At 71.4% G+C, this 25,386-nt stretch carries 24 protein-coding genes; 15 read left to right on the top strand and 9 right to left on the bottom strand.

Annotated features, from left to right (window positions below; translation table 11 throughout):
- Nucleotides 1–62: 62 nt before the first annotated feature.
- On the top strand, nucleotides 63–1,184 hold the full coding sequence (locus tag ACZ4XX_RS17070) for a winged helix DNA-binding domain-containing protein (RefSeq protein ID WP_468508698.1): 1,122 nt from the start codon (nucleotides 63–65) through the stop codon (nucleotides 1,182–1,184).
- 28 nt (nucleotides 1,185–1,212) lie between these two features.
- On the top strand, nucleotides 1,213–1,746 hold the full coding sequence (locus ACZ4XX_RS17065; RefSeq protein WP_468508697.1) for an SUKH-3 domain-containing protein: 534 nt from the start codon (nucleotides 1,213–1,215) through the stop codon (nucleotides 1,744–1,746).
- A gap of 64 nt (nucleotides 1,747–1,810) precedes the next feature.
- Here the strand turns inward: ACZ4XX_RS17065 and ACZ4XX_RS17060 are convergent, their stop codons facing one another.
- Nucleotides 1,811–2,626, bottom strand: a complete 816-nt coding sequence (locus tag ACZ4XX_RS17060; RefSeq protein ID WP_468508696.1) for a helix-turn-helix transcriptional regulator — start codon at nucleotides 2,624–2,626, stop codon at nucleotides 1,811–1,813.
- A gap of 91 nt (nucleotides 2,627–2,717) precedes the next feature.
- Between ACZ4XX_RS17060 and ACZ4XX_RS17055 the strand changes: the two genes are divergently transcribed.
- Nucleotides 2,718–4,403, top strand: coding sequence for an AMP-binding protein (locus ACZ4XX_RS17055; RefSeq protein WP_468508695.1), 1,686 nt, complete (start codon nucleotides 2,718–2,720; stop codon nucleotides 4,401–4,403).
- 14 nt (nucleotides 4,404–4,417) lie between these two features.
- Nucleotides 4,418–6,055 (top strand): AMP-binding protein, encoded by a 1,638-nt coding sequence (locus ACZ4XX_RS17050; protein WP_468508748.1) that lies wholly within the window; start codon nucleotides 4,418–4,420, stop codon nucleotides 6,053–6,055.
- A 120-nt stretch (nucleotides 6,056–6,175) separates the two neighbouring features.
- On the opposite strand, the gene ACZ4XX_RS17045 is transcribed toward ACZ4XX_RS17050, so the two are convergent.
- From ACZ4XX_RS17045 to ACZ4XX_RS17035, 3 genes are all read right to left on the bottom strand, one after another.
- Complete coding sequence (locus tag ACZ4XX_RS17045) at nucleotides 6,176–6,745, bottom strand: GNAT family N-acetyltransferase (RefSeq protein WP_468508694.1); 570 nt, start codon at nucleotides 6,743–6,745, stop codon at nucleotides 6,176–6,178.
- A gap of 19 nt (nucleotides 6,746–6,764) precedes the next feature.
- On the bottom strand, nucleotides 6,765–7,568 hold the full coding sequence (locus ACZ4XX_RS17040) for a TIGR04222 domain-containing membrane protein (RefSeq protein ID WP_468508693.1): 804 nt from the start codon (nucleotides 7,566–7,568) through the stop codon (nucleotides 6,765–6,767).
- 122 nt (nucleotides 7,569–7,690) lie between these two features.
- The gene (locus tag ACZ4XX_RS17035; RefSeq protein ID WP_468508692.1) at nucleotides 7,691–8,212 is read right to left on the bottom strand and encodes a hypothetical protein; all 522 of its coding nucleotides are present in this window, start codon (nucleotides 8,210–8,212) and stop codon (nucleotides 7,691–7,693) included.
- Between the two features lie 601 nt (nucleotides 8,213–8,813).
- Here ACZ4XX_RS17035 and ACZ4XX_RS17030 point away from each other — a divergent pair.
- Together ACZ4XX_RS17030 and gcl are read left to right on the top strand one after the other, a co-directional pair.
- Nucleotides 8,814–8,993, top strand: coding sequence for a hypothetical protein (locus tag ACZ4XX_RS17030; RefSeq protein ID WP_468508691.1), 180 nt, complete (start codon nucleotides 8,814–8,816; stop codon nucleotides 8,991–8,993).
- Nucleotides 8,994–9,270: 277 nt separating this feature from the next.
- On the top strand, nucleotides 9,271–11,058 hold the full coding sequence (gene gcl, locus ACZ4XX_RS17025; RefSeq protein WP_468508690.1) for a glyoxylate carboligase: 1,788 nt from the start codon (nucleotides 9,271–9,273) through the stop codon (nucleotides 11,056–11,058).
- A 12-nt stretch (nucleotides 11,059–11,070) separates the two neighbouring features.
- Here gcl and ACZ4XX_RS17020 read toward each other — a convergent pair whose 3' ends face one another.
- A complete protein-coding gene (locus ACZ4XX_RS17020) occupies nucleotides 11,071–12,099 on the bottom strand; it encodes an ArsR/SmtB family transcription factor (RefSeq protein ID WP_468508689.1) in 1,029 nt (342 codons plus the stop codon).
- A 74-nt stretch (nucleotides 12,100–12,173) separates the two neighbouring features.
- Between ACZ4XX_RS17020 and ACZ4XX_RS17015 the strand changes: the two genes are divergently transcribed.
- Entirely contained in the window at nucleotides 12,174–13,400 is a 1,227-nt protein-coding gene (locus ACZ4XX_RS17015; protein ID WP_468508688.1) for an MFS transporter, read from the top strand.
- On the opposite strand, the gene ACZ4XX_RS17010 is transcribed toward ACZ4XX_RS17015, so the two are convergent.
- The 4 genes from ACZ4XX_RS17010 to ACZ4XX_RS16995 all read right to left on the bottom strand — a co-directional run bounded on the left by ACZ4XX_RS17010 (nucleotide 13,336) and on the right by ACZ4XX_RS16995 (nucleotide 17,906).
- Nucleotides 13,336–14,001 carry a GmrSD restriction endonuclease domain-containing protein gene (locus tag ACZ4XX_RS17010; RefSeq protein ID WP_468508687.1) on the bottom strand — a complete coding sequence of 222 codons (666 nt, stop codon included), beginning with the start codon at nucleotides 13,999–14,001 and terminating at the stop codon, nucleotides 13,336–13,338. The genes ACZ4XX_RS17015 and ACZ4XX_RS17010 overlap by 65 nt on opposite strands.
- A 478-nt stretch (nucleotides 14,002–14,479) precedes the next feature.
- Nucleotides 14,480–15,937, bottom strand: coding sequence for a catalase (locus ACZ4XX_RS17005; RefSeq protein ID WP_468508686.1), 1,458 nt, complete (start codon nucleotides 15,935–15,937; stop codon nucleotides 14,480–14,482).
- Nucleotides 15,938–16,125: 188 nt separating this feature from the next.
- Nucleotides 16,126–17,016, bottom strand: coding sequence for a 2-hydroxy-3-oxopropionate reductase (locus ACZ4XX_RS17000; RefSeq protein WP_468508685.1), 891 nt, complete (start codon nucleotides 17,014–17,016; stop codon nucleotides 16,126–16,128).
- 56 nt (nucleotides 17,017–17,072) lie between these two features.
- The gene (locus ACZ4XX_RS16995) at nucleotides 17,073–17,906 is read right to left on the bottom strand and encodes a TIM barrel protein (protein ID WP_468508684.1); all 834 of its coding nucleotides are present in this window, start codon (nucleotides 17,904–17,906) and stop codon (nucleotides 17,073–17,075) included.
- A gap of 140 nt (nucleotides 17,907–18,046) precedes the next feature.
- On the opposite strand from ACZ4XX_RS16995, the gene ACZ4XX_RS16990 reads away from it, so the two are divergent.
- From ACZ4XX_RS16990 to ACZ4XX_RS16955, 8 genes are all read left to right on the top strand, one after another.
- A complete protein-coding gene (locus tag ACZ4XX_RS16990; protein ID WP_229314891.1) occupies nucleotides 18,047–18,298 on the top strand; it encodes a thiamine-binding protein in 252 nt (83 codons plus the stop codon).
- 44 nt (nucleotides 18,299–18,342) lie between these two features.
- Nucleotides 18,343–18,681, top strand: coding sequence for a helix-turn-helix domain-containing protein (locus tag ACZ4XX_RS16985; RefSeq protein WP_468508747.1), 339 nt, complete (start codon nucleotides 18,343–18,345; stop codon nucleotides 18,679–18,681).
- 155 nt (nucleotides 18,682–18,836) lie between these two features.
- The gene (gene uraD, locus ACZ4XX_RS16980) at nucleotides 18,837–19,361 is read left to right on the top strand and encodes a 2-oxo-4-hydroxy-4-carboxy-5-ureidoimidazoline decarboxylase (protein WP_468508683.1); all 525 of its coding nucleotides are present in this window, start codon (nucleotides 18,837–18,839) and stop codon (nucleotides 19,359–19,361) included.
- Complete coding sequence (uraH, locus tag ACZ4XX_RS16975) at nucleotides 19,358–19,747, top strand: hydroxyisourate hydrolase (RefSeq protein WP_468508682.1); 390 nt, start codon at nucleotides 19,358–19,360, stop codon at nucleotides 19,745–19,747. The genes uraD and uraH overlap by 4 nt, the downstream gene beginning before the upstream one ends.
- A 5-nt stretch (nucleotides 19,748–19,752) precedes the next feature.
- The gene (pucL, locus tag ACZ4XX_RS16970; protein ID WP_468508681.1) at nucleotides 19,753–20,676 is read left to right on the top strand and encodes a factor-independent urate hydroxylase; all 924 of its coding nucleotides are present in this window, start codon (nucleotides 19,753–19,755) and stop codon (nucleotides 20,674–20,676) included.
- A 71-nt stretch (nucleotides 20,677–20,747) separates the two neighbouring features.
- Nucleotides 20,748–22,154: a nucleobase:cation symporter-2 family protein gene (locus ACZ4XX_RS16965; protein ID WP_468508680.1), complete on the top strand. Its 1,407-nt coding sequence runs from the start codon at nucleotides 20,748–20,750 to the stop codon at nucleotides 22,152–22,154.
- A gap of 48 nt (nucleotides 22,155–22,202) precedes the next feature.
- Complete coding sequence (locus tag ACZ4XX_RS16960; RefSeq protein WP_468508679.1) at nucleotides 22,203–23,591, top strand: 8-oxoguanine deaminase; 1,389 nt, start codon at nucleotides 22,203–22,205, stop codon at nucleotides 23,589–23,591.
- 303 nt (nucleotides 23,592–23,894) lie between these two features.
- The gene (locus ACZ4XX_RS16955; RefSeq protein ID WP_468508678.1) at nucleotides 23,895–25,343 is read left to right on the top strand and encodes a nucleobase:cation symporter-2 family protein; all 1,449 of its coding nucleotides are present in this window, start codon (nucleotides 23,895–23,897) and stop codon (nucleotides 25,341–25,343) included.
- Nucleotides 25,344–25,386: the final 43 nt, after the last annotated feature.

The raw sequence follows: 25,386 nt of genomic DNA, 5'->3' as shown, positions 1-25,386 counted from the left end.
CCCGCCGCCGCGTGTCGGCTTGCGGACCGTAGCTGTCCGCAAGTCCGAGTAGCGTGCCGGTCATGGCCCTCAAGACGAACCACCCCGTGCTCGGTGCCCGCGCCCTGAACCGTGCCACCCTCGACCGCCAACTGCTCCTCCGCCCCGCCTCCCTCGGCGTCTCGGAGGCCGTCGAGCACCTTCTCGGCCTGCAGGCGCAGAACACCAAGCCCCCGTACTACGCGCTCGCCGCCCGCCTCGACGGATTCCGCCCCGAACAGCTGTCGGCGCTCATGGAGTCCCGTGACGTCGCGCGTATCGTCACCATGCGCTCCACCGTGCACACGCACACCGCCCGCGACGCGGTCGCCCTGCGCGGACTCGCGCAGGGCGGGGCCATCGACCGCGAGCTCGCCATCTTCGTCTCCCGCGGGGGCCTCGACGGCGTGGACCTCGACCGGCTCGCCGACCTCTCCCGCGCGCTCGTCGAGGAGCGGCCCCGCACCCCCAAGGAGCTGCGCGAGGCACTGCTTCCCCAGTGGCCCGACGCCGACCCGCAGTCGCTCTCCGTCGCCGCACGCTGCCTCCTTCCGCTCGTCCAGGTCACCCCGCGCGGCCTCTGGGGGCGCGGCGGCCAGGTCGCGCTCACCACGACCGACCAGTGGTTCGGCGACGGGACCGAGGGGGCCGCCGATCTCGACGAGACCGTGCTCCGCTACCTCGGCGCCTTCGGACCCGCCTCCGTCAAGGACATGCAGGCCTGGTGCGGCCTCACCAAGCTCGGCCCCGCCTTCGAGCGGCTGCGGCCCCGGCTCCTCGTCTTCGAGAACGAGCGCGGCACCGAACTCTTCGACCTGCCCGACGCGCCCCGCCCCGACGAGGACACCCCGGCCCCGGCCCGCTTCCTCCCCGAGTTCGACAACCTGCTGCTCTCGCACGCCGACCGCACCCGCGTCGTGCCCGCCGACCTCCGGGGCCGCACCTGGACCGGCAACCAGGCCCACCGCGTCTTCCTCCTCGACGGCTTCCTCGCCGGGCTCTGGCACCTGGACGAGGGAAAGGACCGCACCACGCTCACCGTCGAACCGTTCACGCACGTGACGCGCGCCCAGCGCGCCGAGCTCACCGCCGAGGCCGAGCGGACCCTCCGGCTCATGACGCCGCAGGGCACCCCGTACGACATCGTCCACGCCGCGGAAGGGTAGGGGCCCGGTGACGCGTGCGACGCCGCGCATGACAGCGGAGGCCGTCGAAGCCGTCCTGGCCGAGGCGGGTTGGTTCCCTGGGCGCGACATCGGCGGCCGGCTGCCCGAGCTCCTGACGTTCGTGACGGACCGGTTCCTGACGGAAGGGCATCCGGTCGAACCGTTCCGGGCCGCTCAGGACTTCGTCAGGGAATTCGGTGGACTGCGCCTCGAGCTGCCGGGAAGTCCACCGGCCGCCATCGGATTCACGCCGCACTGGATCCACGAGGAGAGCGGCGAGGATGTCGCTGAACTCGCCCGGAACCTCGGAGAGAGACTCTTCCCCGTCGGATACGAGACGTTCGACGGTGCGATGCTCCTCATCGGCGAGACGGGGCGCTTCTTCCTCCTGCACCACACGGGCCCCTACCACCTCGGAGCGAACGTGCACGAGGCCGTCAGCTGTCTGCTGCGGGGCCCTCAGACGGAAGCGCGGGACCACTTCGTCCGACACCGTTCCGGGGACGGCCTCCGTCGTCCTCGCGCAGGGGACGACGATCAGCCGTCCCCGTCGGACCGGTGACGGCGAAGCCTCGGCTCCACCCCGGTGAAGCCCCGACTCCACCCCGCCCCCATGGCACCCCGCCCTACGGCAGCGCCCCCGCCCTCCGGGCCGCCACCACCGCCTCCAGGCGGGTGTGCGCGCCCAGTTTGCGCATCGCCGAGCGCAGATAGCCCTTGACCGTCTCCGGGCGCAGGCCGAGGCGGGTCGCCGCCGTCGCGTTCGTCGCGCCCGAGGCCACCGCCGCGAGCACGTCCGTCTCCCGGGGGGTCAGCACCACCCCCGGCAGGTCGCGGGGCGCCCCCGAGGCCGTCTCCAGACGGCCGCAGACCGCGAGCAGGCGTTCCCGCAGCTCCGGGTCCGGGACCCTCGGCGCCAGTTCGCGCAGCTCCCCGTACGCCTGCCGGACCTCCTCCCAGGACGGCCCCGAGGCCGGCGGAGTGTCGACGCGGCCGATCTCGTCCCGTACGGCCAGCGCCTGCTCCACGTCCCGGGCCGCCGCGACCGCCGCGTCGAAGACCCGCTCGCCGATCGGCAGGGCGTCGCGCAGAGCCCCGTACAGGACACCGCGTACCTTGCGGCGTACGACGACGGGCACCGCGATCACCGAGCGCAGCCCCTCCGCCGCGACCGGGCCGTCGTACTCGTGGGTGATGTGCCGGGCCGAGGGGTAGTCCGTCACCGCGCACGGCCGCGACAGGGCCAGGCACTTGCCGCCGAGCCCCGAACCGGTCGAGATCGTCAGGCCGTGCAGCGCCGGTGTCACCGCCCCGCAGGTCTCGCCGATCCGCATCGCCCGCCCGTCTTGGAGCAGCCCGCCGAAGACCACGGGCAGTCCGCTGCCCCGGCGCAGTCGCAGCAGCGCCGCGCGCAGCTCGGCCGTTTCCCTCTGCTCGGACACGGGACCACCCCTTCACCCCCGAACGGGGGTAGTGAGACCTGGGTCACTGATTACACGATGTCCGGGACGGGTCCCGCAACGAGGAGGACGAATGACGGCACAGCGCGCGACCGGTGCGACGGAGGGCTTCCGGGCCGCCCGGGACTTCCTGCTCCAGCACCGCGAGGACTACGAGACGGCCTACGAGGGATTCGTCTGGCCCCGGTCCGACCGGTTCAACTGGGCGCTCGACTGGTTCGACGTCATCGCCGAGGGCAACGCCCGGACCGCCCTCCACCTCGTCGAGGAGGACGGCTCCGAGACGAAGGTGTCCTTCGCCGGGATGTCCGCGCGCTCCAACCGCGTCGCGAACTGGCTGCGTGTCCAGGGCGTCCGCGCCGGCGACCGGATCATCGTGATGCTGGGCAACCAGGCCGAGCTGTGGGAGACCGTGCTCGCCGCCATGAAGCTGCGCGCCGTCGTCATCCCCGCCACCCCGCTCCTCGGCCCCGCCGACCTCCGCGACCGCGTCGACCGGGGCCGCGCCCGGCATGTGATCGTGCGCGCCGAGGACACCGCCAAGTTCGACGACGTCCCGGGGGACTACACCCGGATCGCGGTCGGCGGGGACGGCGTGAGCTGGCTGGGGTACGAGCACGCCGCCCGCGAGTCCGCGGCGTTCGAGCCCGAGGGCGTCACCCTCGCCGACGACACCCTCATGCTGTACTTCACCTCCGGCACCACCGCCCGCCCCAAGCTGGTCGAGCACACCCACACCTCGTACCCCGTCGGGCACCTCTCGACGATGTACTGGATCGGCCTCAGGCCCGGCGACGTGCACCTCAACATCTCCTCGCCCGGCTGGGCCAAGCACGCCTGGTCCAACCTCTTCGCCCCGTGGAACGCCGAGGCGACCGTCTTCATCCACAACTACACGCGCTTCGACCCGGCCCGGCTGATGAACGAGATGGAGCGCAACGGCGTCACCAGCTTCTGCGCCCCGCCGACCGTGTGGCGGATGCTGATCCAGGCAGACCTCGGCCAGTTGAAGACCCCGCCGCGCGAGGTCGTCGCCGCCGGCGAACCACTGAACCCCGAGGTCATCGAGTCCGTGCGGCGCGCCTGGGGCGTCACCATCCGGGACGGCTTCGGTCAGACCGAGACCGCCGTCCAGGTCTCCAACAGCCCCGGCCAACGGCTCAAGGAGGGCTCCATGGGGCGCCCGAGCCCCGGCTTCCGGGTCACCCTCGTCGACCCGGCGAGCGGACGGGCGGACGTGGACGAGGGCGAGATCTGTCTCGACCTGTCCGCCAACCCGGTGGGCCTGATGACCGGCTACCACGGTGACCCGGAGCGTACGGCGGAGGCGATGGCCGGCGGCTACTACCGCACCGGCGACATCGGTTCCAGGGACGCCGAGGGGTACATCACCTACATCGGACGGGCCGACGACGTCTTCAAGGCCTCCGACTACAAGATCAGCCCCTTCGAGCTGGAGAGCGCGCTCCTGGAGCACGAGGCCGTCGCCGAGGCCGCCGTCGTCCCCGCCCCGGACCCGCTGCGGCTCGCCGTCCCCAAGGCGTACGTGGTCCTCGCGGCCGGCTGGGAGCCCGACGCGGAGACCGCGAAGGCCCTCTTCGCCCACTCGCGCGCGGTCCTCGCCCCGTACAAGCGGGTCCGGCGCATCGAGTTCGCCGAGCTGCCCAAGACCGTCTCCGGCAAGATCCGCCGGGTGGAACTGCGCCGGCTGACCGCAGAGGGCGGCGGCAGGGAATTCGTGGAAGGGGACCTCGCGTGACCACCTCCGGAACCATGGCGCCCACCGAACTCTCCTACGCCCACGGGGTGTCGGAGACCCCGCTGCTCGGCGACACCATCGGCGCCAACCTGGACCGGGCCGTCGCCGCCTGGCCGGACCGGGAGGCACTCGTCGACGTGCCCACCGGACGCCGCTGGACGTACGAGCAGTTCGGCGCCGACGTCGACCGGTTGGCCGGGTCCCTGCTCGGCAGCGGGGTGCGGAAGGGCGACCGGGTCGGCATCTGGGCGGTCAACTGCGCCGAGTGGGTCCTCGTGCAGTACGCCACCGCCCGCATCGGCGCGGTCATGGTCAACATCAACCCCGCCTACCGGCCGCACGAGTTGGCGTACGTCCTCAACCAGGCCGGGATCACCCTCCTGTTCGCCTCGCTCGCGCACAAGACCAGCGACTACCGGGCGATGGTCGAGCAAGTGCGTTCCGACTGCCCGGAGTTGCGCGAGGCGGTCTACTTCGGCGACCCGGGCTGGGACGCGTTCCTCGCCCGTACGCCGGGAGGGCTGCGCCCCGAGCCGCTCTCCTGCGACGAGCCCGTGAACATCCAGTACACCTCGGGGACCACGGGCTTCCCCAAGGGGGCCACGCTCTCCCACCACAACATCCTCAACAACGGCTATTCCGTGGGCGAGATGATCGCCTACACCGAGCAGGACCGCATCTGCATCCCGGTGCCCTTCTACCACTGCTTCGGCATGGTCATGGGGAACCTGGCCGCCACATCGCACGGTGCCTGCATGGTGATCCCCGCGCCCTCCTTCGATCCGGCCGCCACCCTCCGGGCCGTGCAGGAGGAGCGCTGCACCTCGCTCTACGGGGTGCCCACGATGTTCATCGCCGAGCTGAACCTCCCCGACTTCGCCGGCTACGACCTGTCGAGCCTGCGCACCGGCATCATGGCCGGCTCGCCGTGCCCGGTGGAGGTGATGAAGCGGGTCGTCGCCGAGATGAACATGGCGGAGGTGTCGATCTGTTACGGCATGACCGAGACCTCACCGGTCTCCACCCAGACCCGCCGCGACGACGACCTGGAGCGCCGCACGGGCACGGTCGGCCGGGTCATGCCGCACGTCGAGGTGAAGGTCGTCGACCCGGCGACCGGCCTCACCGTCGAACGTGGCACCGCGGGCGAGCTGTGCACCCGTGGCTACAGCGTGATGCTCGGGTACTGGGACGAGCCGGAGAAGACCGCGGAGGCGATCGACTCCGGCCGCTGGATGCACACCGGCGACCTGGCGGTGATCCGCGACGACGGCTACGTCCAGATCGTCGGCCGCATCAAGGACATGATCATCCGGGGCGGCGAGAACGTGTACCCGCGCGAGATCGAGGAGTTCCTCTACGGGTACGCGAAGATCGCCGACGTCCAGGTCGTGGGCGTGCCCGACGAGCGCTACGGCGAGGAGATCCTCGCCTGCGTGATCCCCCGCGACCCGGCCGACCCGCCCACCCTGGAGGACGTCACCGCCTTCTGCCGCGACCGGCTCGCCCACTACAAGATCCCGCGCCGGGTGGAGATCCTCACCGAGTTCCCCATGACGGTGAGCGGAAAGGTACGGAAGGTGGAACTGCGACAGCGGTACGGGGAGCCGGGCGGCACCTCCCGGGACCTCGGGGAGCCGTCCGCCTCCTGAGTGAGGGGCCGCGGGGAGCCGGGAGCCCCCGAGCGAGGGTTCCCGGGAACCCGGCGGCATCGAGTTCCCGGGAACATCGGGTTCCCGGGCGGCAGGCTCGGGAACCCGTTCCGACAGGACCTAGCCCCCCTGCCGGGCCTCCCGGGCCTCCGGGGCGCCCCGGTCCGCCGGGTCGTGGAGCACCTCCCGGCGCATGCACACCCGGGGCCAGACCGAGAGGCCGTGGGCCGCCTCCGCGCGGCTGATGGCGCGCAGGCCCTCCGTGAGCGCCGGGTCGGTGTCGGTGAGCGGACGGAAGCCGAGCCGCGCGTAGTACGGCGCGTTCCAGGGCACTTCGGCGAACGTCGTCAGGGTCAGCGCCGCCAGGCCCTCTTCCCCCGCGGTCGCCGCCAGATGCTCGATCAGCGCCCGGCCGACGCCCCGGCGGGCCGCGTCCGGATGCACCGACACCTGCTCGATGTGGGCGGAGCCGTCGACCGTGTCGGTCAGCAGATACGCGACCGGGTGGTCGGCGGCGTCCACCGCCACCCACGCCCGGCCCGCGCGCCGATAGGACTCCAGGACGTCCAGGGGCAGGGGGTCGTCGTCGGCGATCGCCGCCATGCCGAGGGTGCGGAACGGCTCGCCCGCCGCCCGTTCGATGTCCTGGAGCAGCGGGAGTTCGGCCGGAGCGGCCGCTCTGATGCGCATACGACAGTATGGCGCGGCCTCACCCCGCGCCGTCGCCCGGAACCGGACCCCGATCCTGCGGCGGCCGGTTCCCGTCCACCTCGCCGGGGCGGTCGAGCAGCCCGCCGTCCCGGGAGAAGTGGGGCAGGAACAGGGCGAGCGCCGGATCGCCGTACAGCGCCACGTACAGCTGGACCAGCCGGCCGTCCGTCACCTCGCGCCGATGCGCCGGCAGCGGGTACCGCTCCCGCAGCCCGGCGAGAAGCCGCCGCGCCGCCAGGGTCGCCGACGGCAGCCGCAGCAGCACCAGCGCCGCGAGCAGGACCGGCAGGGCGCCGGCCGCCAGCGCCCCGGCCAGACCGGTGCCGGTCGCCCCCGTCGCGTACGCCCCCACCGCCACCGTCAGCGGTACGCAGCCGAGCAGCGCCCTTGCCGCCCACAACCGCGCCGGCGACTGCAGCAGCCCCGCCCCGCGCAGTTCGCGGCGCAGCGCGTCCACCGCCCGCCGCGCCTCGGGGCGCAGCGCGAGATCGCGCAACGCGAACGCCCGGTGGAGCGCCCCGTGCACCCCCAGCTGGACGGGGTCCCGGGTGCGGCCGGGCCCGCCGTTGGCCCGAATCGTATGTTTGCGGCCCGCCGCGACCGCTCCGCGCTGGTGCAGTGCCACCAGCGCCACGGTGACGGCCGCCCGCCGCCCGCCCCGCAGCAGAGCCAGGGCCTGCGGCGGCGGCACGTCGTCCGGACGCGGCGCCTCGCTTTCCTTGCTGCGGGTTCGCAACAACGCGACGACGAGCAGCAGTTGCCCGCAGGCCGCTCCTATGAACCACCACATCCCCGTCGGCATGACGCCCACCCCCCGAGGTTGTTGTGCCCGGGGGAGCGTGATCGTCACGCGTGAATGGCCGGTTTCGGATGCCGAGGTGTTGTGGGCGCCGCCGTTCAGGCGCCGGCGACCGGCCGCCGCCCTCAGGCGGCGCCCGAGGCCAGGTCGTCCGCGGCGCTGTTCACCGGCTGCGGGGTGCCGGTCAGATCGAGCACGAACAGCGGAAGACCGACCTCGACGGCCCGTGAACGGGCCTCCGGGGTGTAGCCGGCGAGCGAGAAGAACACGCTCACGGAGGAGGCGCTCAGTCCGTTCAGCCAGAGGCACTCGACGGCCCGGAGCCCGGTCGGCCGGGTGCTCGGGTCGACCTGCGCGACGAGCCCCGGCGCCCGCAGGTCCACCCCGGACGCGGGCCGCTCCTCAGGCTGGACCACGTCCCGGAACCCCAGCCAGCGCAGATACCCGGCGGCCGCGGCGACCGCGTCCCGAGCGGTCCGGATCGTCAGCGGCCGGAAGTCCCCGCGCACCGGAGCCGGCCGCGGGGCGGTCGGCGGCAGGGGTATGTGGGTGGGGTAGCGCTCGGCGAAGGTGCGGGGCGCGCCCGGACGGGGCGGGTTCGGACGGGGCGGGTTCGCGGGGCGACGGTGGACGGCGGGCCCGGGCACGGCCCCGGGGGCGTCGGGACCGGGACCGGGTATGGCTCCGGGGCCGTCCGGGCCGGTACCCGCGGCGCCGGGCCCCGTGCCGAACCACGCCGAGCCGGGTTCGACCGGCTGCGGGTGCGCCGTACCGGGGGAGGCGTCCGCCCGGGGCGGGTGCGGCCCGCCCGCGGCGAACGGGCCCGTCGGACCGGAGGGGCCGTGCGTACCAGGGGTACCGGGCGTACCCGGTGCTTCAGAGGGATCGAACGGGCCGGGGAGGCCGGAGACCTCGGACGGGCCGGAGAGGCGGGAGAGCTCGGACGGGCCGGACGGGGGCGAGGGCGGTGCGGTCGAGGACCGGCCGCCGCCCGGCGCTCCCGGCCCGGCAGCGCCCGTACCCGTACCCGTACCCCTACCCGTACCCGTACCCCTACCCGTTCCCGCACCCGAGCCGATGTCCCCGCCCGTGCCCCCGCCCGTGCCCGTGCCCGTGTCCGGGCCCGATCGGTCGGTTCCCGCTTCCGGCCACGGTCCGGAGATCCCTCCGAAGTGCTCCGCGGTCCCGTCCGCCGTCGGCGCCCCCGACTCCACGGCCCGTACCGGTACCCGCAGGACCGTTCCGCACGTGCAACCCATCTCGGGGTGCGGCCAGTCGTCCTCACGGCCGCAGGCCCCGCAGCGGACGGTGACCCACTCGTCCGACCAGTTCCGGTGGGTGATGGGTTCCGCCGTGGCGCCCGCCGCCACGGGCGGCGCCACCGGGCTTCCGCACGCGCAGGGGAAGACGGGTGCCGCGTACGCCTGAGTGCGCAGGCATTCCGGACAGCGCACAGGTACCGACTCGCCCACAACCAACCCCCTGTCGTTCCGTCCCATCGTCCACCCATCGGACACCTCGGGGGGAGGTGTTCGGCCACTTCCGTGATCCCGCCGGTCGGACTTCTCTTGACGGCCCTCCGGGGCCCGACCTACATTGCTTCCGTATAGCAGAACAGTATTTCCGCATTACGGAAACAAGCCGCTCCGGGCTCCCGAGCCGACCGGTGGGCTTGGATCCGCCCGGCCGAAGCAGGAGCACTCCCATGCCTCGTATGACCGCCGCCGCAGCGGCCGTTGAGATCCTCAAGCGCGAAGGCGTCACCACCGCGTTCGGCGTGCCCGGCGCGGCGATCAACCCCTTCTACCGCGAGCTCAAGAACGTCGGCGGCATCGGCCACACGCTGGCCCGCCACGTCGAGGGCGCGTCCCACATGGCCGAGGGCTACACCCGTGCCAAGGCCGGCAACATCGGTGTCTGCATCGGTACCTCCGGCCCGGCCGGCACCGACATGATCACCGGCCTGTACTCGGCGATCGCCGACTCGATCCCGATCCTGTGCATCACCGGCCAGGCCCCGGTCTCGAAGCTCCACAAGGAGGACTTCCAGGCCGTCGACATCGCCTCGATCGCCAAGCCGGTCACCAAGGCCGCGACGACCGTCCTGGAGGCCGCGCAGGTCCCGGGCGTCTTCCAGCAGGCCTTCCACCTCATGCGCTCCGGCCGTCCCGGCCCGGTCCTCATCGACCTGCCGATCGACGTCCAGCTGACCGAGATCGAGTTCGACCCGGAGACCTACGAGCCGCTGCCGGTCTACAAGCCGCAGGCCACGCGTGCCCAGGCCGCGAAGGCGCTGAGCTTCCTCCTGGAGTCCGAGCGCCCGCTGCTCGTCGCCGGCGGCGGCATCATCAATGCCGACGCCACCGACCTCCTCGTCGAGTTCGCCGAGCTGATCAACGTCCCGGTCATCTCCACCCTCATGGGCTGGGGCACCATCCCGGACGACCACGCGCTCGCCGCCGGCATGGTCGGCGTCCAGACCGCGCACCGCTACGGCAACGCGACCTTCCTGGAGTCGGACTTCGTCCTCGGCATCGGCAACCGCTGGGCCAACCGCCACACCGGTTACAACATGGACGCCTACACCAAGGGCCGGAAGTTCGTCCACGTCGACATCGAGCCGACCCAGATCGGCAAGATCTTCGCCCCGGACTACGGCATCGCCTCCGACGCCAAGGCCGCGCTCGAGCTCTTCATCGAGATCGCCGAGGAGCTGAAGGCCGAGGGCAAGCTGCCCGACTTCTCCGCCTGGGCCGCCTCCGCGCAGGAGCGCAAGGCCACCCTCCAGCGCCGCACGAACTTCGACAACATCCCGATCAAGCCCCAGCGCGTCTACGAGGAGATGAACAAGGCCTTCGGCCCGGAGACGCGCTACGTCACCACCATCGGCCTCTCCCAGATCGCGGCGGCGCAGTTCCTGCACGTCTACAAGCCGCGCCACTGGATCAACTGCGGCCAGGCCGGCCCGCTCGGCTGGACCATCCCGGCCGCGATCGGTGCCGCCACCGCGGACCCGGAGACCCCGGTCGTCGCCCTCTCCGGCGACTACGACTTCCAGTTCATGATCGAGGAGCTGGCGGTCGCCGCCCAGCACAAGGTCCCCTACGTCCACGTCCTCGTGAACAACGCCTACCTCGGTCTGATCCGCCAGGCGCAGGGCAATCTGGGCATCAACTTCGAGGTCAACCTCGAGTTCGAGAACATCAACACCCCGGAGATCGGCGTCTACGGCGTCGACCACGTCAAGGTCGCCGAGGGCCTGGGCGTCAAGGCGATCCGCGTCACCGACCCGGACAAGCTGGGCGAGGCGCTGGAGGAGGCCAAGAAGCTGGCCGTCGAGCACCAGGTCCCGGTCGTCGTCGAGGCCATCCTGGAGCGCATCACCAACATCGCGATGAGCAAGACGGTCGACATGAGCGACGTCACCGAGTTCGAGGAGCTCGCGACCGAGCCCGGCCACGCGCCGACCGCGATCAAGGCCCTCAAGGTCTGATCGTCCCCCTCGTCAGAGGGACCGACCCCCGCCCCGAGGAGCACCGGGGCGGGGGTCTCCCTGTGCCGCCACCAGTACCGCGCCCGCCTCCGTCCACTCGTACAGCACCGAACGGCCCGCCCGTCCCCGCCGTACGAGTCCGGCGTCGAGCAGCACCTTCAGATGCCGCCCCACCGACCCGAGCCCCTGCCCGGTGAGCGCCACCAACTGGCTGGTGGACATGGGAGATTCGAGCCGTACGAGGACGCCGGCACGCGCCGGGCCGAGCAACGCCCCGAGCGCCCGGGGCGCAACGGGGCCCGACCGGTCCGCCAGGGCGCCCGCGCACGGGTAGACCACCGCGAACCGTTCCGTGGCCGCCCAGGAGACCCAGCCCGTGCCGGGGGTCACCGGGACGAACAGCAGCCGGCCGCCGTCGACCGAACGCGGGGGATGGGCACGGGGGTTGACCTGCAGGCGCCCGTCGCCCAGCCAGCGCGTCCTCCCCGGATTCAGCTCGTCGAGCGCCGCCGCCCAGCCGTCCCGGGCCAACCGGGCCGTCCGCGCCACCACATCGGCCTCCAGGATCCGGCGGCGGCGCGGCCAGTCGGGCAGTACCGTCTCCCGCCACACCCACTCCAGGACCTCCGCCATGCGCCCCGGCAGGTCCGCCGCAGACCGCAGCGGCTCCGGTACGGCACCGCCGACCGCGACCTCCAACTGGGCCACCGCATCGCCGGGTTCGGCCTCTCGGACCGCCGTGACCTCCTCGTCGAAGGACCGCTCGCGGTCGCCCGTCGGCGTCGGCGTCAGGAAGTCGGCGTTCCAGGTGGGGCCGATGGCCGCCCGTACGAGCAGCGCGTCGAGCGGCTCGGCGGCGAGGCGCGCCCGGTACGCGGGCAGGTGGGTGGCCAGCCAGGCGCGCTCGCCCGGATGGGCGCCGGACCCGTGGCCGCCGGCCGCCGCGTGCAGGGTCTTGAGGGCCGCGATCGTCTCGGCGAGCGGGGAGACGACGAATCTGCTCCCGGCGAGGGAGTCCGTACCGATCTGCCACCAGCCCATTCCCGTACGCCCCCGTCGTTTCGCCCGTGCGCGAAACAGTACCGAGGCCGTCGCCCGCGCCAGAGACTCCCCGCATGCCCCGCTACCGCGACCTCTTCCGTACCCCCGAGTTCACTCCGCTCTTCCTCACGGGTGCCGTCCACACCGCCGCGCAGACGGTCGTCGGGCTCGGCCTCGCCACCCTCGTGTACCGCGCGACCGGCTCCCCGCTCCTCTCCTCGCTCGCCCTCTTCGGACCCTCGCTCGCCCAGCTGATCGGCGCGACCACCCTGCTCTCGGCCGCCGACCGGCTGCCGCCGCGCGCCGCGATCTCCGGTATCGCGCTGTTCTTCGCCCTGGGCACCGCCGTCCTCGCGGTTCAGGGGCTGCCGACCTGGGCGGTCTTCGTGATCCTGCTCGCCGAGGGGCTCGCCGCCTCGCTCGGCGGCGGAGTGCGCTACGGCCTCCTGAACGAGATCCTCGCCCGCGAGGACCACCTTCTCGGCCGCTCGGTGACCAACATGGCCGTCGGCGTCTGCCAGATCGGCGGCTTCGCGGCCGGCGGCCTCCTGATCGCCCTGTTCTCGCCGCGGGGCACGGTCCTCGTCGGCGCATGTCTCTACCTCGCCGCCGCGCTTCTCGCCCGCCTCGGCCTCGCGGGCCGGCCGCCCCGCATCGTCGGCCGGGCCTCGGTCGGCGAGACCTGGCGCACCAACCGGCGTCTGCTGTCCTCGCCCGCGCGCCGCCGCACCTACCTGGCCCTCTGGATCCCCAACGGGCTGATCGTGGGTTGCGAGTCGCTCTTCGTGCCGTACGACCCCGAGCACGCCGGGCTCCTCTTCGCCTGTGCCGCGCTCGGGATGCTGGCCGGGGACTCCGTCGTCGGCCGCTTCCTGCCGGCCCGGCTGCGCGGGCGGATCCGCTTCCCGCTCCAGGCGCTGCTCGCGGCCCCGTTCCTGGTGTTCGTCCTCGACCCGGCACTGCCGTCGGCGCTCCTCGCGGTGACGGTCTCGGCGAGCGGGTACGCGGCGAGCCTCCTGCACCAGGAGCGGCTGATGGCCCTGGTGCCGGAGGAGCTGAGCGGCCACGCCCTCGGCCTTCACACCTCGGGGATGCTCGCGCTCCAGGGGGTCAGCGCGACGCTCGCCGGCACCCTCGCCCAGCACACGTCGCCGCGCACCGGGATGGTGCTCCTCGCCCTCGCCTCGCTCACGGTGACGTACGCGCTGGCACGGGCGGAGAGGAGGACGCAGGGGCCTACTGCGGCGTCGCCGAGCGGATCACGACCGTCTCCTCGCAAGGGCCGTCGGCAAACAGCTTGAGCGCCTCCACCTCGTCCTTGTCGGCCGACAGGCCCCAGCGCAGCTTGGTGGACACCCACTCGCCGACGTAACGGCAGTACTGGGCGGCGTCGGAGGGCACCCAGTCGGCCGGGTCCCGTCCCGCCTTGTCCTGGTGGCTGCGGGCGGTGACGGCGACGAGGGTCGCGGTGGCGCCCTGGTCGTTCGCGAACCGCTCGCGCCGGGACGCCGTCCAGCCGGAGGCCCCCGACTCCCAGGCCTCGTTCAGCGGGACGAGGTGGTCGACGCGGAGCGCGGCCGGGTCGGTGACGCTCCGGCCGTCGTAGTACGAGGTCCAGCGGCCCCCGGTCAGGGTGCAGCCGGTGCCGGTCGTGGGCGAGTCGACGGCCTCGGAGAGCAGGACCTCGGAGCGGGTGTCGCAGCCGTCCGTCGCGTCGAGGCCGGCGTTCCAGTGCGGGAACGCGCCCGTCGTGAAGCCGTCCGGGTCCTCGGCCGCCTCGGTGAGTTCGGCGAGCGCGTCGGGCAGCATCACGACGTTCGCGGAGAGGGCGGGGGAGGTGACGGCGAGCGGGGACAGGATGAGGGCGAGCGGGGTGAGCCCGCGCAACAGGTTCTTGATCATGTACGAGTGGATAGCGCCGACGGCGGGGCACGGTGGGCCCGAATCGCGGTGCACTCGCCCGAGCGGGTGCGGATCTTCACCGCAGAAACGATGCGCTGGCGCATGCCCGCGGGAACGGAGAAGAGCGCGGAACCAGGGACCGTAAACCTGGTTCCGCGCTCTCCGGCTTGTACCCGTCCGACGGCACGAGGCTGGCGCGACAGGACGTTCGCGCCGCCGGGCGGAGTCTCGGGGTTCCCCCGGGTTCCCTGGGGAGGGGGCGTTGGGACCGCGGCGGTGCCGACGGGCGGCCGGTGCTCCCCTTCTTTCAGGTCAAGAAGGGGGATCGGCGCCCTTACCACCGCACTGGCTCGGCGCCGCCGCGGTCCTCACGCTTGTCCGGATCACCGGCCACCCCTCATCCGGGTCGGCGATCCGGACCACGTACGACACTGACCTCCCGTCAGGTGTCGTACGCAGTCTGGGTGTTGCTGGTCGGTCAGTCCTCGCGCAGGGCGTTGACGGCCTCGGCCACGCGCTTGCCGTAGTCCGCGTCGGCGGCGGCGAAGTGCGCGAGGTTCTTCTCGATGACGTCCTCGCGGGACACCTGGGACAGACCGCCGGCGATGTTGGCGACCAGACGCTTCTTCTCGTCCTCGGACATCAGGCGGTAGAGCTCACCGGCCTGGAAGAAGTCGTCGTCCTTGGTGTGCTGCGGAGCCTCGTGGGTGCCGGTCCAGCCGTGGATCGCGAGCGGGGCGGAGAGCGCCGCGTCGGTCTGGGCCGGGCCCTGGTACGAGTTGGGCTCGTAGTTCTTGTCGTGACGCGAGCCCTGGCGGGTGGCCATGGCGCCGTCGCGGCCGTAGTTCTCCGCGACGGTCGCCTTGGGGGCGTTCACCGCGAGCTGGGTGTGGTTGACACCGAGACGGTAGCGGTGGGCGTCCGCGTAGGCGAAGAGGCGGCCCTGGAGCATCTTGTCCGGCGAGGGGCCGATGCCCGGGACGAAGTTGTTCGGGGAGAACGCGGCCTGCTCGACCTCGGCGAAGACGTTGTCCGGGTTGCGGTCGAGGACCAGCCGGCCCACGCGCTGCAGCGGGTAGTCGCTGTGCGGCCACACCTTCGTGAGGTCGAAGGGGTTGAAGCGGTAGTCCACGGCCTCGGCGGCCGGCATCACCTGGACGTACAGGGTCCACGAGGGTTTCACACCGCGCTCGATGGCCTGCAGCAGGTCGGTCTGGTGCGAGTTCGCGTCCTTGCCGACGAGCTCGGCGGCCTGGTCGGCGGAGAGGCTGCGGATGCCCTGGTTCGTCTTGAAGTGGTACTTGACGAAGAAGGCCTCGCCCGCCTCGTTGGTCCACTGGTAGGTGTGCGAGCCGTAGCCGTTCATGTGACGGTACGAGGCCGGGATGCCGCGGTCGCCCATGAGCCAGGTGATCTGGTGGGTGGCCTCGGGGGCGTGGGCCCAGAAGTCCCAGACGTTGTCCGCCTCCTGCTTGCCCGTGAAGGGGTCGCGCTTCTGGGAGTGGATGAAGTCGGGGAACTTGATCGGGTCCTTGATGAAGAACACCGGGGTGTTGTTGCCGACGAGGTCGTAGTTGCCCTCTTCGGTGTAGAACTTCAGCGCGAAGCCGCGCGGGTCGCGGACGGCGTCCGCGCCACCGAGCGAGTCCGCCACGGTGGAGAAGCGGATGAACGTCTCGGTCTTCCTCCCGACCTCGCCGAGGAAGTTCGCCTTGGTGAAGCCGGTGACGTCGTCGGTCACCTCGAAGTAGCCGTACGCGCCGGAGCCGCGGGCGTGGACCACGCGCTCCGGGATCCGCTCACGGTTGAAGCGCGCGAGCTTCTCCAGCAGGTGCTGGTCCTGGAGGAGGAGAGGGCCACCGACGCCGGCGGTGGCGGAGTTCTGGTTGTCGGCGACGGGGGCGCCGGACTCGGTCGTAAGCACGCGCTTCGACATCGTGACCTTCCGTACGGGAGCTCTGCTGACGGTGCGAGGAGCGTAGATTCGGCTCGAACGTGACGTCAACAGTTTGTTGAAAAGGAAGTGTGGTGTTCCGGTCGGCGGCGGCGCCTGGGCGCGACAGGACAGTTGTCAGCGCCGCCACCGACCGGAAATCTGGGGCCCCCGCTCACGAGGGCGCGGGATCAGACCTGCTGGCCGGAGAGGCGCTCGACGGCGCGCAGCAGGGCCGAGTGGTCCAGGCCGCCGTCACCCTGGGCGCGCAGCGAGGCCACGAGCTGGGCGACGACCGCGCCGACCGGGAGGGCCGCACCGACGTTGCGGGCGGCGTCGGTGACGATGCCCATGTCCTTGTGGTGCAGGTCGATCCGGAAGCCGGGCTTGAAGTCCCGGTTCAGGAAGTTGTCCTTCTTGCGGGTCAGCACGGTCGAGCCGGCCAGACCGCCGTTGAGGACGTCGAGGGCGGCCACGAGGTCCACGCCGGACTTCTCCAGGAAGACCACGGCCTCGGCGCAGGCCTGGATGTTGACCGCGACGATCAGCTGGTTGGCGGCCTTCACCGTCTGGCCGGAGCCGTGCGGGCCGCACAGGACGATGGTCTTGCCGAGGGCCTCGAGGATCGGGAGGGCCTCGTCGAAGTCGGCCTTCTCGCCACCCACCATGATCGAGAGGACGGCCTCGATGGCGCCGGCCTCGCCGCCGGAGACGGGCGCGTCGATGACGCGGATGCCCTTCTCCTTGGCGTTCTTCGCCAGGTCGACCGAGGTCTGCGGGGTGATCGACGACATGTCGACGATCAGCGCGCCCTGCCTGGCGTTCTCCAGGATGCCGGCCGGGCCGTAGGAGATGGCCTCGACCTGCGGGGAGGCGGGCACCATCGTGATGATGACGTCGGCGTCCGCGACGGCCTCGGCGATCGACGCGGCGGAGGTGCCACCGGCCGCGGTGAGGCGGTCCAGCTTGTCCTGCTCCAGGGTGAAGCCGGTGACGGAGTAGCCGGCCTTGATCAGGTTCTCGGACATGGGGGAGCCCATGATGCCGAGGCCGATCCAAGCGATCTTGGGAAGAGTGCTCATGGTGAGGGTGCCTCTCAAAACATGGTGGTACGGGGGAGGGGGCGCCGGTCGGCGGATCAGCGAGCCGGGCGGGCCTCTGCGGGCAGCCACTCGAAGGACGCGGCGGCGTCGGCGGCCTTGTACTCCAGGCCGATCCAGCCGTCGTAACCGGCCTTCTTCAGCTCGTCGAGGAGCTGCTCGAGCGGCAGGTCGCCGGTGCCCGGCGCGCCACGGCCCGGGTTGTCCGCGATCTGGACGTGGCCGGTCTTGGCCGCGTACTCCGCGATGACCTGGCCGACGTCCTCGCCGTTCATCGACAGGTGGTAGATGTCGAGGAGGAACTTGGCGTTGCCGAGCCCGGTCGCCTGGTTCACCTTGTCGATGACCTCGATCGCGGAGGGGGCGCTCACCAGCGGGTAGAGCGGCGACTCCGGCTTGTTGAGGGTCTCGACGAGGAGGATCGCGCCGATCCGGTCGGCCGCGCGGGCGGCCAGGACCAGGTTCTCCAGGGCGAGGGTGTCCTGGATCTGCGGGTCGACGCCCTCGACGCGGTTGCCGTAGAGCGCGTTGAGCGCCTTGCAGCCGACCGAGGCGGCGAAGTCGGCGGCCACCTCGATGTTGGCGCGGAAGCGGTCCGACTCGTCCCCGGGTACGGAGAGGGCTCCGCGGTCGGGGCCGGGGAGCTGTCCGGCGTAGAAGTTCAGGCCCACCAGCTGGGTGCCGGCGTCCTCAAGAGCCTTCTTGAGGGCGTCGAGCTCGCTCTGCTCGGGGGTGGCGGTGTCGATCCAGGGCCACCACAGCTCGACCGCGGTGAAGCCCGCCGCGGCGGCGGCCGCGGGGCGCTCCAGGAGCGGGAGTTCCGTGAAGAGGATCGACAGGTTCACATCGAAGCGCTGGTCCGTGTATCCCATGAGGGGCGGCGCTCCTTCCGTATCGCGGAAGTAAGTTTCTGTCTGACGGAATGTTGCAAGGCGGGGGAGCTGCTTGTCAAGAGGTCCCCGCAGGTCCGGGGCTCCCGTGGACGGGAGCGGGGCCGTAGCGTGGGGCCATGGTGCGTTTGAGAGTGGAGTTCACGACCGAGCCGTTCGACCTCGACGAGGCGCCGGCGCACGCGGTCGTGGCCCGTGAGGTCATCCAGTCGGCCCAGCTGGACGCGGTCGACGTCGGCCCCTTCGGCAACACGGCGGAAGGCGGTGCCGACGAGGTGCTCACCGCGGTCGACGCGCTGCTGCGCAAGTCGCTCGCGGCCGGGGCCACCCGTGTCTCGCTCCAGGTCAATGTGCTCGGGGAGGGCGAGAAGTGAACGAGCACCCTCTGATCACCGCGGTGAAGCCGCTGGTCGACGCCATGGGCGCCGAGCTGCTCGTGCCCGCCCAGGCGGAGGCCGACGACGTCGTCCTGTCCTGGGAGGGGGAGGACGTGCTCGCCGTACGGCTGCCGCAGCTGTCCGAATCCCTCGACCACATCCTCGTCGCGATGGAGCGACGGCACGGGATGCCGCTGGCCGAACTGGACCGGAAGGCCAAGCAGGAGGTCGTCCGCCTCCTGGAGGCGCGGGGGGCCTTCGCGGTACGCCATGGAGTGGAAACAGTGGCGGGTGCACTCGGTGTCAGCCGCTTCACCGTGTACAACTACCTGAACAGGGAGACCGCCCTGAGCAGGGAAAAGGCCGCCAAGGGCGACTAGTTGATCATGTGTGGCCACAAGCCGTCGTCCGGATGTCGGGACGACGGCTTTTGTGTGGCCGAGTTTTCAACAAAGTGTTGACGTTGTGTTGCGGAGGGCGTTAGCTATCCGCAGCCCGTCCGACGCACAGCGAAAAACAGCCACGGAGGCTTCCCGTGACTTCAGGTACGACACCGGGCCTCACCCGGTTCAACACCTCCGCGGACAGCGAGGCCCTCGCCGCGCTCCACGAGGTGTGTTCCAGTTCGGCGTGGGGGAGCGACATCCTCGCCCAGCGCCCGTACACCACCGCCGAAGCTCTCTTCCTCGCCAGCGACGCCGCCATGGCCGAGCTGACCGCCGAGGACCTGGCCGAGGCGATGGCGGGGCACCCGCCGATCGGTCGTCCGAAGGCCGGGGACCCGACCTCCTCCCGCGAACAGAGCGGGATGGCCGGCGCCTCCGCGGAGCTCAAGGCCGAGATGCTCGAACTCAACCTGGCCTACCAGGACACGTTCGGACACGTCTTCCTCATCTGCGCCACCGGCCGGACCGGCGAGCAGATGCGCGACGCGCTCCGGCAGCGGATCGGCAACTCGCCCGAGGAGGAGCGGGAGATCGTCCGCACCGAACTGGGCAAGATCAACCGCATCCGGCTGACCCGTCTCGTAGAGACCTCCGAGGAAGAGAGCTCCGCATGAGCACCGACACCACGGCCTCGGTGTCCACCCACATCCTGGACACCAGCATCGGCCGCCCCGCCGAGGGCGTCGCCATCACGCTCGCGGCCCGCAGCGGCTTCGACGCGGAGTGGGTCGCGCTCGGCGGCTCCGCCACCGACGCGGACGGGCGCTGCAAGGACCTGCCGGCGCTGCCGGAGGGCACCACCCACGTACGCCTCGACTTCGAGGTCGAGTCGTACTTCTCCAAGAAGCAAGCCGAGGCGCAGCAGGACGCCCCCCGCGTAAGGGACAGCGGTGCGTTCTTCCCGGAGGTGGCGATCACGTTCGCCGTCACGCCGGGCGAGCACTATCACGTACCGCTGCTGCTCAACCCGTTCGGCTACTCCGTATACCGAGGGAGCTAGCAGACATGCCCACGATTCTCGGCCAGAACCAGTACGGCAAAGCAGAGAACCGCGTCGTCAAGATCACGCGGGACGGCGACACCCACCACATCAAGGACCTGAACGTCTCCGTCGCCCTCTCCGGCGACCTCGACGACGTCCACCTCACCGGCTCCAACGCCCACTGCCTCCCCACCGACACGACGAAGAACACCATCTTCGCGTTCGCCAAGGAGTACGGCATCGAGTCCGCCGAGCAGTTCGGCATCCACCTCGCCCGCCACTTCGTGACGAGCCAGGAGCCGATCAGGAAGGCGCGCATCCGGATCGAGGAGTACTCCTGGGAGCGCATCGCGTCCTCCGAGGCCAACTCCAAGTTCATCGGCGCCGACGAGGTCAACCACTCCTTCGCCCGCAAGGGCCAGGAGACGCGGGTCACCCAGATCACCTACGACGGTGAGCGGTGGGAGATCATCTCCGGCCTCAAGGACCTCGTCGTCATGAACTCCACCAACTCGGAGTTCTGGGGCTACATCAAGGACCAGTACACGACGCTCCAGGAGGCGTACGACCGCATCCTGGCCACGCAGGTCTCCGCCCGCTGGCGCTTCAACTGGACCGACGACGAGCAGCGCATGCCCAACTGGGAGCGGTCCTACGAGCAGACCAGGAAGCACATGCTCGAGGCCTTCTCGGAGACGTACTCGTACTCCCTCCAGCAGACGCTGTACCAGATGGCCACGCGCATCATCAACCACCGCTCCGAGATCGACGAAGTCCGCTTCTCGCTCCCGAACAAGCACCACTTCCTGGTCGACCTCGAGCCCTTCGGCCTCAAGAACGACAACGAGGTCTACTACGCCGCCGACCGCATGTACGGCCTCATCGAGGCCACCGTCCTCCGCGACGGAGCCACGGCGCAGATCCCGGTCGACATGACCAACCTCTAAGCGGCGTCCGCGTGACCGGCCCCCGCCCGCCCGCAGTCGGGCGGGGGCCGCGCCGGACCGGAGGGATTCTCATGGCACAGCCAGCAAAGGGGCCAGCACCCGCCGAAGGCCCGTGTTCCACCCTGCCGGACACGACCGACCAGGTCCACCCGGTGGACGAAAAGCTTCCTGCCTCGCGGCTCGTCCCCGCGGCGCTCCAGCACATCGCCGCCATGTACGCCGGCGTGGTCACCCCTCCGCTCATCATCGGCCAGGCCGTCGGCCTGGACGCGGCCGGGATGACCCGGCTCATCGCCGCCAGCCTGCTCATCGCCGGCTGCGCGACCATCCTGCAGACGCTCGGTGTCCGCGGCTTCGCCGGCAACCGGCTGCCGTTCGTCAACGCCGCCTCCTCCGCCGGCATCGCGCCGATGCTCGCCATCGCCGAGACCAGCGCCCCCGGCCATCAACTCCCCGCCATCTACGGCGCGGTGATGGTCGCCGGAGTGTTCTGCCTCGCCGTCGGCCCCTTCTTCGGCAGACTCCTGCGCTTCTTCCCGCCGCTCGTCACCGGCGTCGTCATCACCCTCATCGGGGTCACCCTGATGCCCGTGCCCGTCGGCTGGGCGCAGGGCGGCGACAGGACCGCCGCCGACTTCGGCGCCATGAAGTACCTGGCACTCGCCGGCTTCACCCTCGTCGTCATCCTGCTCTTCCAGCGCTTCGGCAAGGGCTTCGTCAGGCAGATCGCCCTGCTGCTCGGCCTCTTCATCGGCACCCTCGCCGCGATCCCTTTCGGGATGGCCGACTTCACCGCCCTGCGCGAGGCGCCCGTCGCGGCGCTGCCCGCCCCCTTCGCCTTCGGCGCCCCCGAGTTCCAGCCCGCCGCGATCCTCTCCCTGTGCATCGTGATGCTGGTCCTGATGACCGAGTCCAGCGCCGGAATGCTCGCCCTCGGCGAGATCTGCGAGCGGCGCAGCGACGGCCGGACCATCACCCGCGGACTGCGCACCGACGGCATCGCCACCCTGATCGGCCCCGTCTTCGGCGGCTTCCCGACCTCGGCCTTCGCCCAGAACGTCGGCGTCGTCTCGCTGACCCGGGTGCGCTCCCGGTACGTGGTCGCCGTCGCCGGCGGCGCCCTCCTGGTCCTCGGCGCCTTCCCGGTCCTCGGCGCGGTCGTCTCCATGGTCCCGATGCCCGTCCTCGGCGGCGCCGGCATCGTCCTCTTCGGCTCCATCGCGGTCAGCGGCATCCGCACCCTGTCGGAAGCCGGACTCGACGACAGCTCCAACATCATCCTGGTGGCCGTCGCGCTCGGAGCGGGCATCATCCCGCTCGCCGCGCCCACCTTCTACGCCGAGTTCCCCGCCTGGGCGCAGACCGTGCTCGGCTCCGGCATCAGCGCCGGCGCGCTCGTCGCCGTCCTGCTGAATCTGTTCTTCCACCATCTCGGCACCCGGAGCCGTCATACGGCTCCGGCACTCAAATCCTCCTAGGGTCCTGCCGTGCCCACACCACCCCCGAGGAATGAAGGAAGCACCGCCATGGCAGCACCTTCGGCAGCCCAGCGCATCGTCATCGAGAACGCGGCGATCGCGACCGTCGACGCGAACGACACCGAGTACGCCTCCGGCTACCTCGTCGTCGCGGACAACAAGATCGAGTCCATCGGCGCCGGCACGGCTCCCGAGGGCCTGGAGAACGTGGTCCGGCGCATCGACGCCACCGGCCATCTCGTCACGCCCGGTCTCGTCAACACCCACCACCACTTCTACCAGTGGATCACCCGGGGCCTGGCGACCGACCACAACCTCTTCAACTGGCTCGTCGCCCTCTACCCGACCTGGGCGCGGATCGACGAGCAGATGGTGCGCGCCGCGGCGCAGGGCTCGCTGGCCATGATGGCCCGCGGCGGTGTCACCACCGCCATGGACCACCACTACGTGTACCCGGTGAACTCCGGCGACCTGTCCGGTGCCATCATCGGCGCCGCCTCCGAGATGGGCGTCCGCTTCACCCTCGCCCGCGGTTCCATGGACCGCAGCGAGAAGGACGGCGGCCTGCCGCCGGACTTCGCCGTCGAGACCACCGAGGGCGCGCTCGCCGCGACCGAGGAGACGGTGAAGAAGTACCACGACGCCTCCTTCGACGCGATGACCCAGGTCGCCGTCGCCCCCTGCTCGCCCTTCTCCATCTCCACCGAACTCCTCCGGGAGGGCGCCGCGCTCGGCCGCCGCCTGGGTGTGCGCATGCACACCCACGGCTCGGAGACCGTGGAGGAGGAGAAGTTCTGTCACGAGCTGTTCGGCATGGGCCCGACGGACTACTTCGAGTCCACCGGCTTCCTCGGCGAGGACGTGTGGATGGCGCACTGCGTCCACATGAACGACTCCGACATCGCGGCCTTCGCCCGCACCAAGACCGGTGTGGCGCACTGCCCCTCGTCCAACGCGCGTCTCGCCGCCGGCATCGCCCGCGTCCCCGACATGCTGAAGGCGGGCGTACCCGTCGGCCTCGGCGTCGACGGCACCGCCTCCAACGAGTCCGGCGAGCTCCACACCGAGCTGCGCAACGCGCTCCTCATCAACCGGCTCGGCGCCCACCGCGAGGCCGCGCTCAACGCCCGCCAGGCCCTCCGCCTCGGCACCTACGGCGGTGCGCAGGTCCTCGGCCGCGCCGACAACATCGGCTCCCTCGAGGCCGGCAAGCTCGCCGACTTCGTCCTGTGGAAGATCGACGGCCTCGGCCACTCCACCATCGCCGACCCGGTCACCGCCATCGTCTTCGGCGCGGCGGCCCCGGTCACGGCCTCCTTCGTCAACGGCAAGCAGATCGTCGAGAACAACCGACTGCTCACCGTCGACGAGGACACCATCGCGCGCGACGCGCGCGCGGAGGCCCAGCGTCTGGCCCGCATCGCGGCCCAGGGCTGACCCTCCCCATGGAGTCCGACCGAGGGGGACGGCCCTCGGTCGGTCGCCGCGGACCCGAGCGGGGTCCGCGGCAGCCCGACCGGGAGGTGCCGTACGCAGAAGACGTACGGCACCTCCCGGGACGGTGATACCGCCCGCCCCCCACCGGGCGCCCCGTTCCGCGTCGCGACTCCCCGCGCGCACCGTGTCACCCCTGCTGAGCACCACCCCCGCAACGAGCCGCACCTCCTGCACCCGCACCGCTTGCACCACCTCCCTGAACCCCGCGTCACCGCCGACGTGTAACCGACCGGAGGAACCGCCGTGGCCGCCAAGCCCCAGGTTCGCAATGCACAAGACGCAGGCTCCGCCCCCGACGACCGTGAGACGCATCCGGTCGACGAGACGCTGCCCCCACTGAAGATGCTCACCAGCGGCCTCCAGCACGTGGCCGCCATGTACGCGGGCGTCGTCGCCCCGCCCCTGATCGTCGGAGCGGCCGTCGGCCTCTCCGGTACCGAACTCACCTTCCTGACCGGAGCCAGCCTCTTCACCGCGGGGCTCGCGACCTTCCTCCAGACGCTCGGGGTCTGGAAGATCGGCGCCCGGCTCCCCTTCGTCAACGGCGTCACCTTCGCCGGCGTCGCGCCGATGCTCGCCATCGTCGACACCACCGACGACAAGGCCGACGCACTCCCCGTGATCTTCGGCGCGATCATCGTCGCCGGCCTCCTCGGCTTCCTCGCCGCCCCCTGGTTCTCCCGGCTCGTGCGGTTCTTCCCGCCGGTCGTCACCGGCACCGTGATCACCCTCATAGGCGTCTCCCTCCTCCCGGTCGCCTTCGGCTGGGCGCAGGGTCCCAACCCCGCGGCCGAGGACTACGGTTCGACCACGTTCCTCTCGCTGGCCGCCGTCACACTCGTCGTCGTCCTCCTGCTCCGCCGCTTCACCCGCGGCTTCGTCAAGCAGATCGCGGTCCTCCTCGGCCTCGTCATCGGCACCGTCATCGCCATCCCGTTCGGCGTCACCGACTTCTCCCCGGTGACCGAGGCGGACATCGTCGGCTTCCCGACGCCGTTCCACTTCGGGGGCCCGCAGTTCGCCCTCGCCGCGATCATCTCGATGTGCGTGGTCATGCTGGTCTCCATGACCGAGTCGACCGCCGACATGCTGGCCCTCGGCGAGATCGTCGAACGGCCCGCCGACGAGAAGACCATCGCGGCCGGGCTGCGCGCCGACACCCTCGGCTCCGCGATCAGCCCGCTCTTCAACGGCTTCATGTGCAGCGCCTTCGCGCAGAACATCGGTCTGGTCGCCATGACCCGGATCCGCAGCCGCTTCGTCGTCGCCTGCGGCGGTGGCTTCCTGGTCCTGATGGGCCTCTCGCCGGTCGCCGCCTCGCTGATCTCGGTCGTCCCCCGGCCGGTCCTCGGCGGCGCGGGCGTCGTCCTCTTCGGCTCGGTCGCCGCCAGCGGCATCCAGACCCTGGTCAAGGCCGGACTCGAGAAGGACAACAACGTCCTCATCGTGGCCGTCTCGCTGGCCGTCGGCATCATCCCGATCACCGCGCCGGAGTTCTACCACGCCTTCCCGGAGACCGCGAAGATCATCCTGGACTCGGGCATCTCGACCGGCTGCGTCGCGGCCGTCCTGCTCAACGTGGTCTTCAACCACCTGGGCCGGGGCCGGGACGACGACGACGTCACCGCTCCGATGGAGCCCGGCGAGGAGATCTCCGGCAGCCACACGGCGAAGGCGGCGCACGTCCACTGAACCCGCCCGCTGCCCCACCGCACGCCCCGGTCCCCGCGCACGC

This window comes from Streptomyces sp. NPDC029956 (assembly GCF_055574655.1).
The sequence above is the reverse complement of the archived record's forward strand: the minus strand, read 5'-3'. Positions and strand labels throughout refer to the sequence as shown.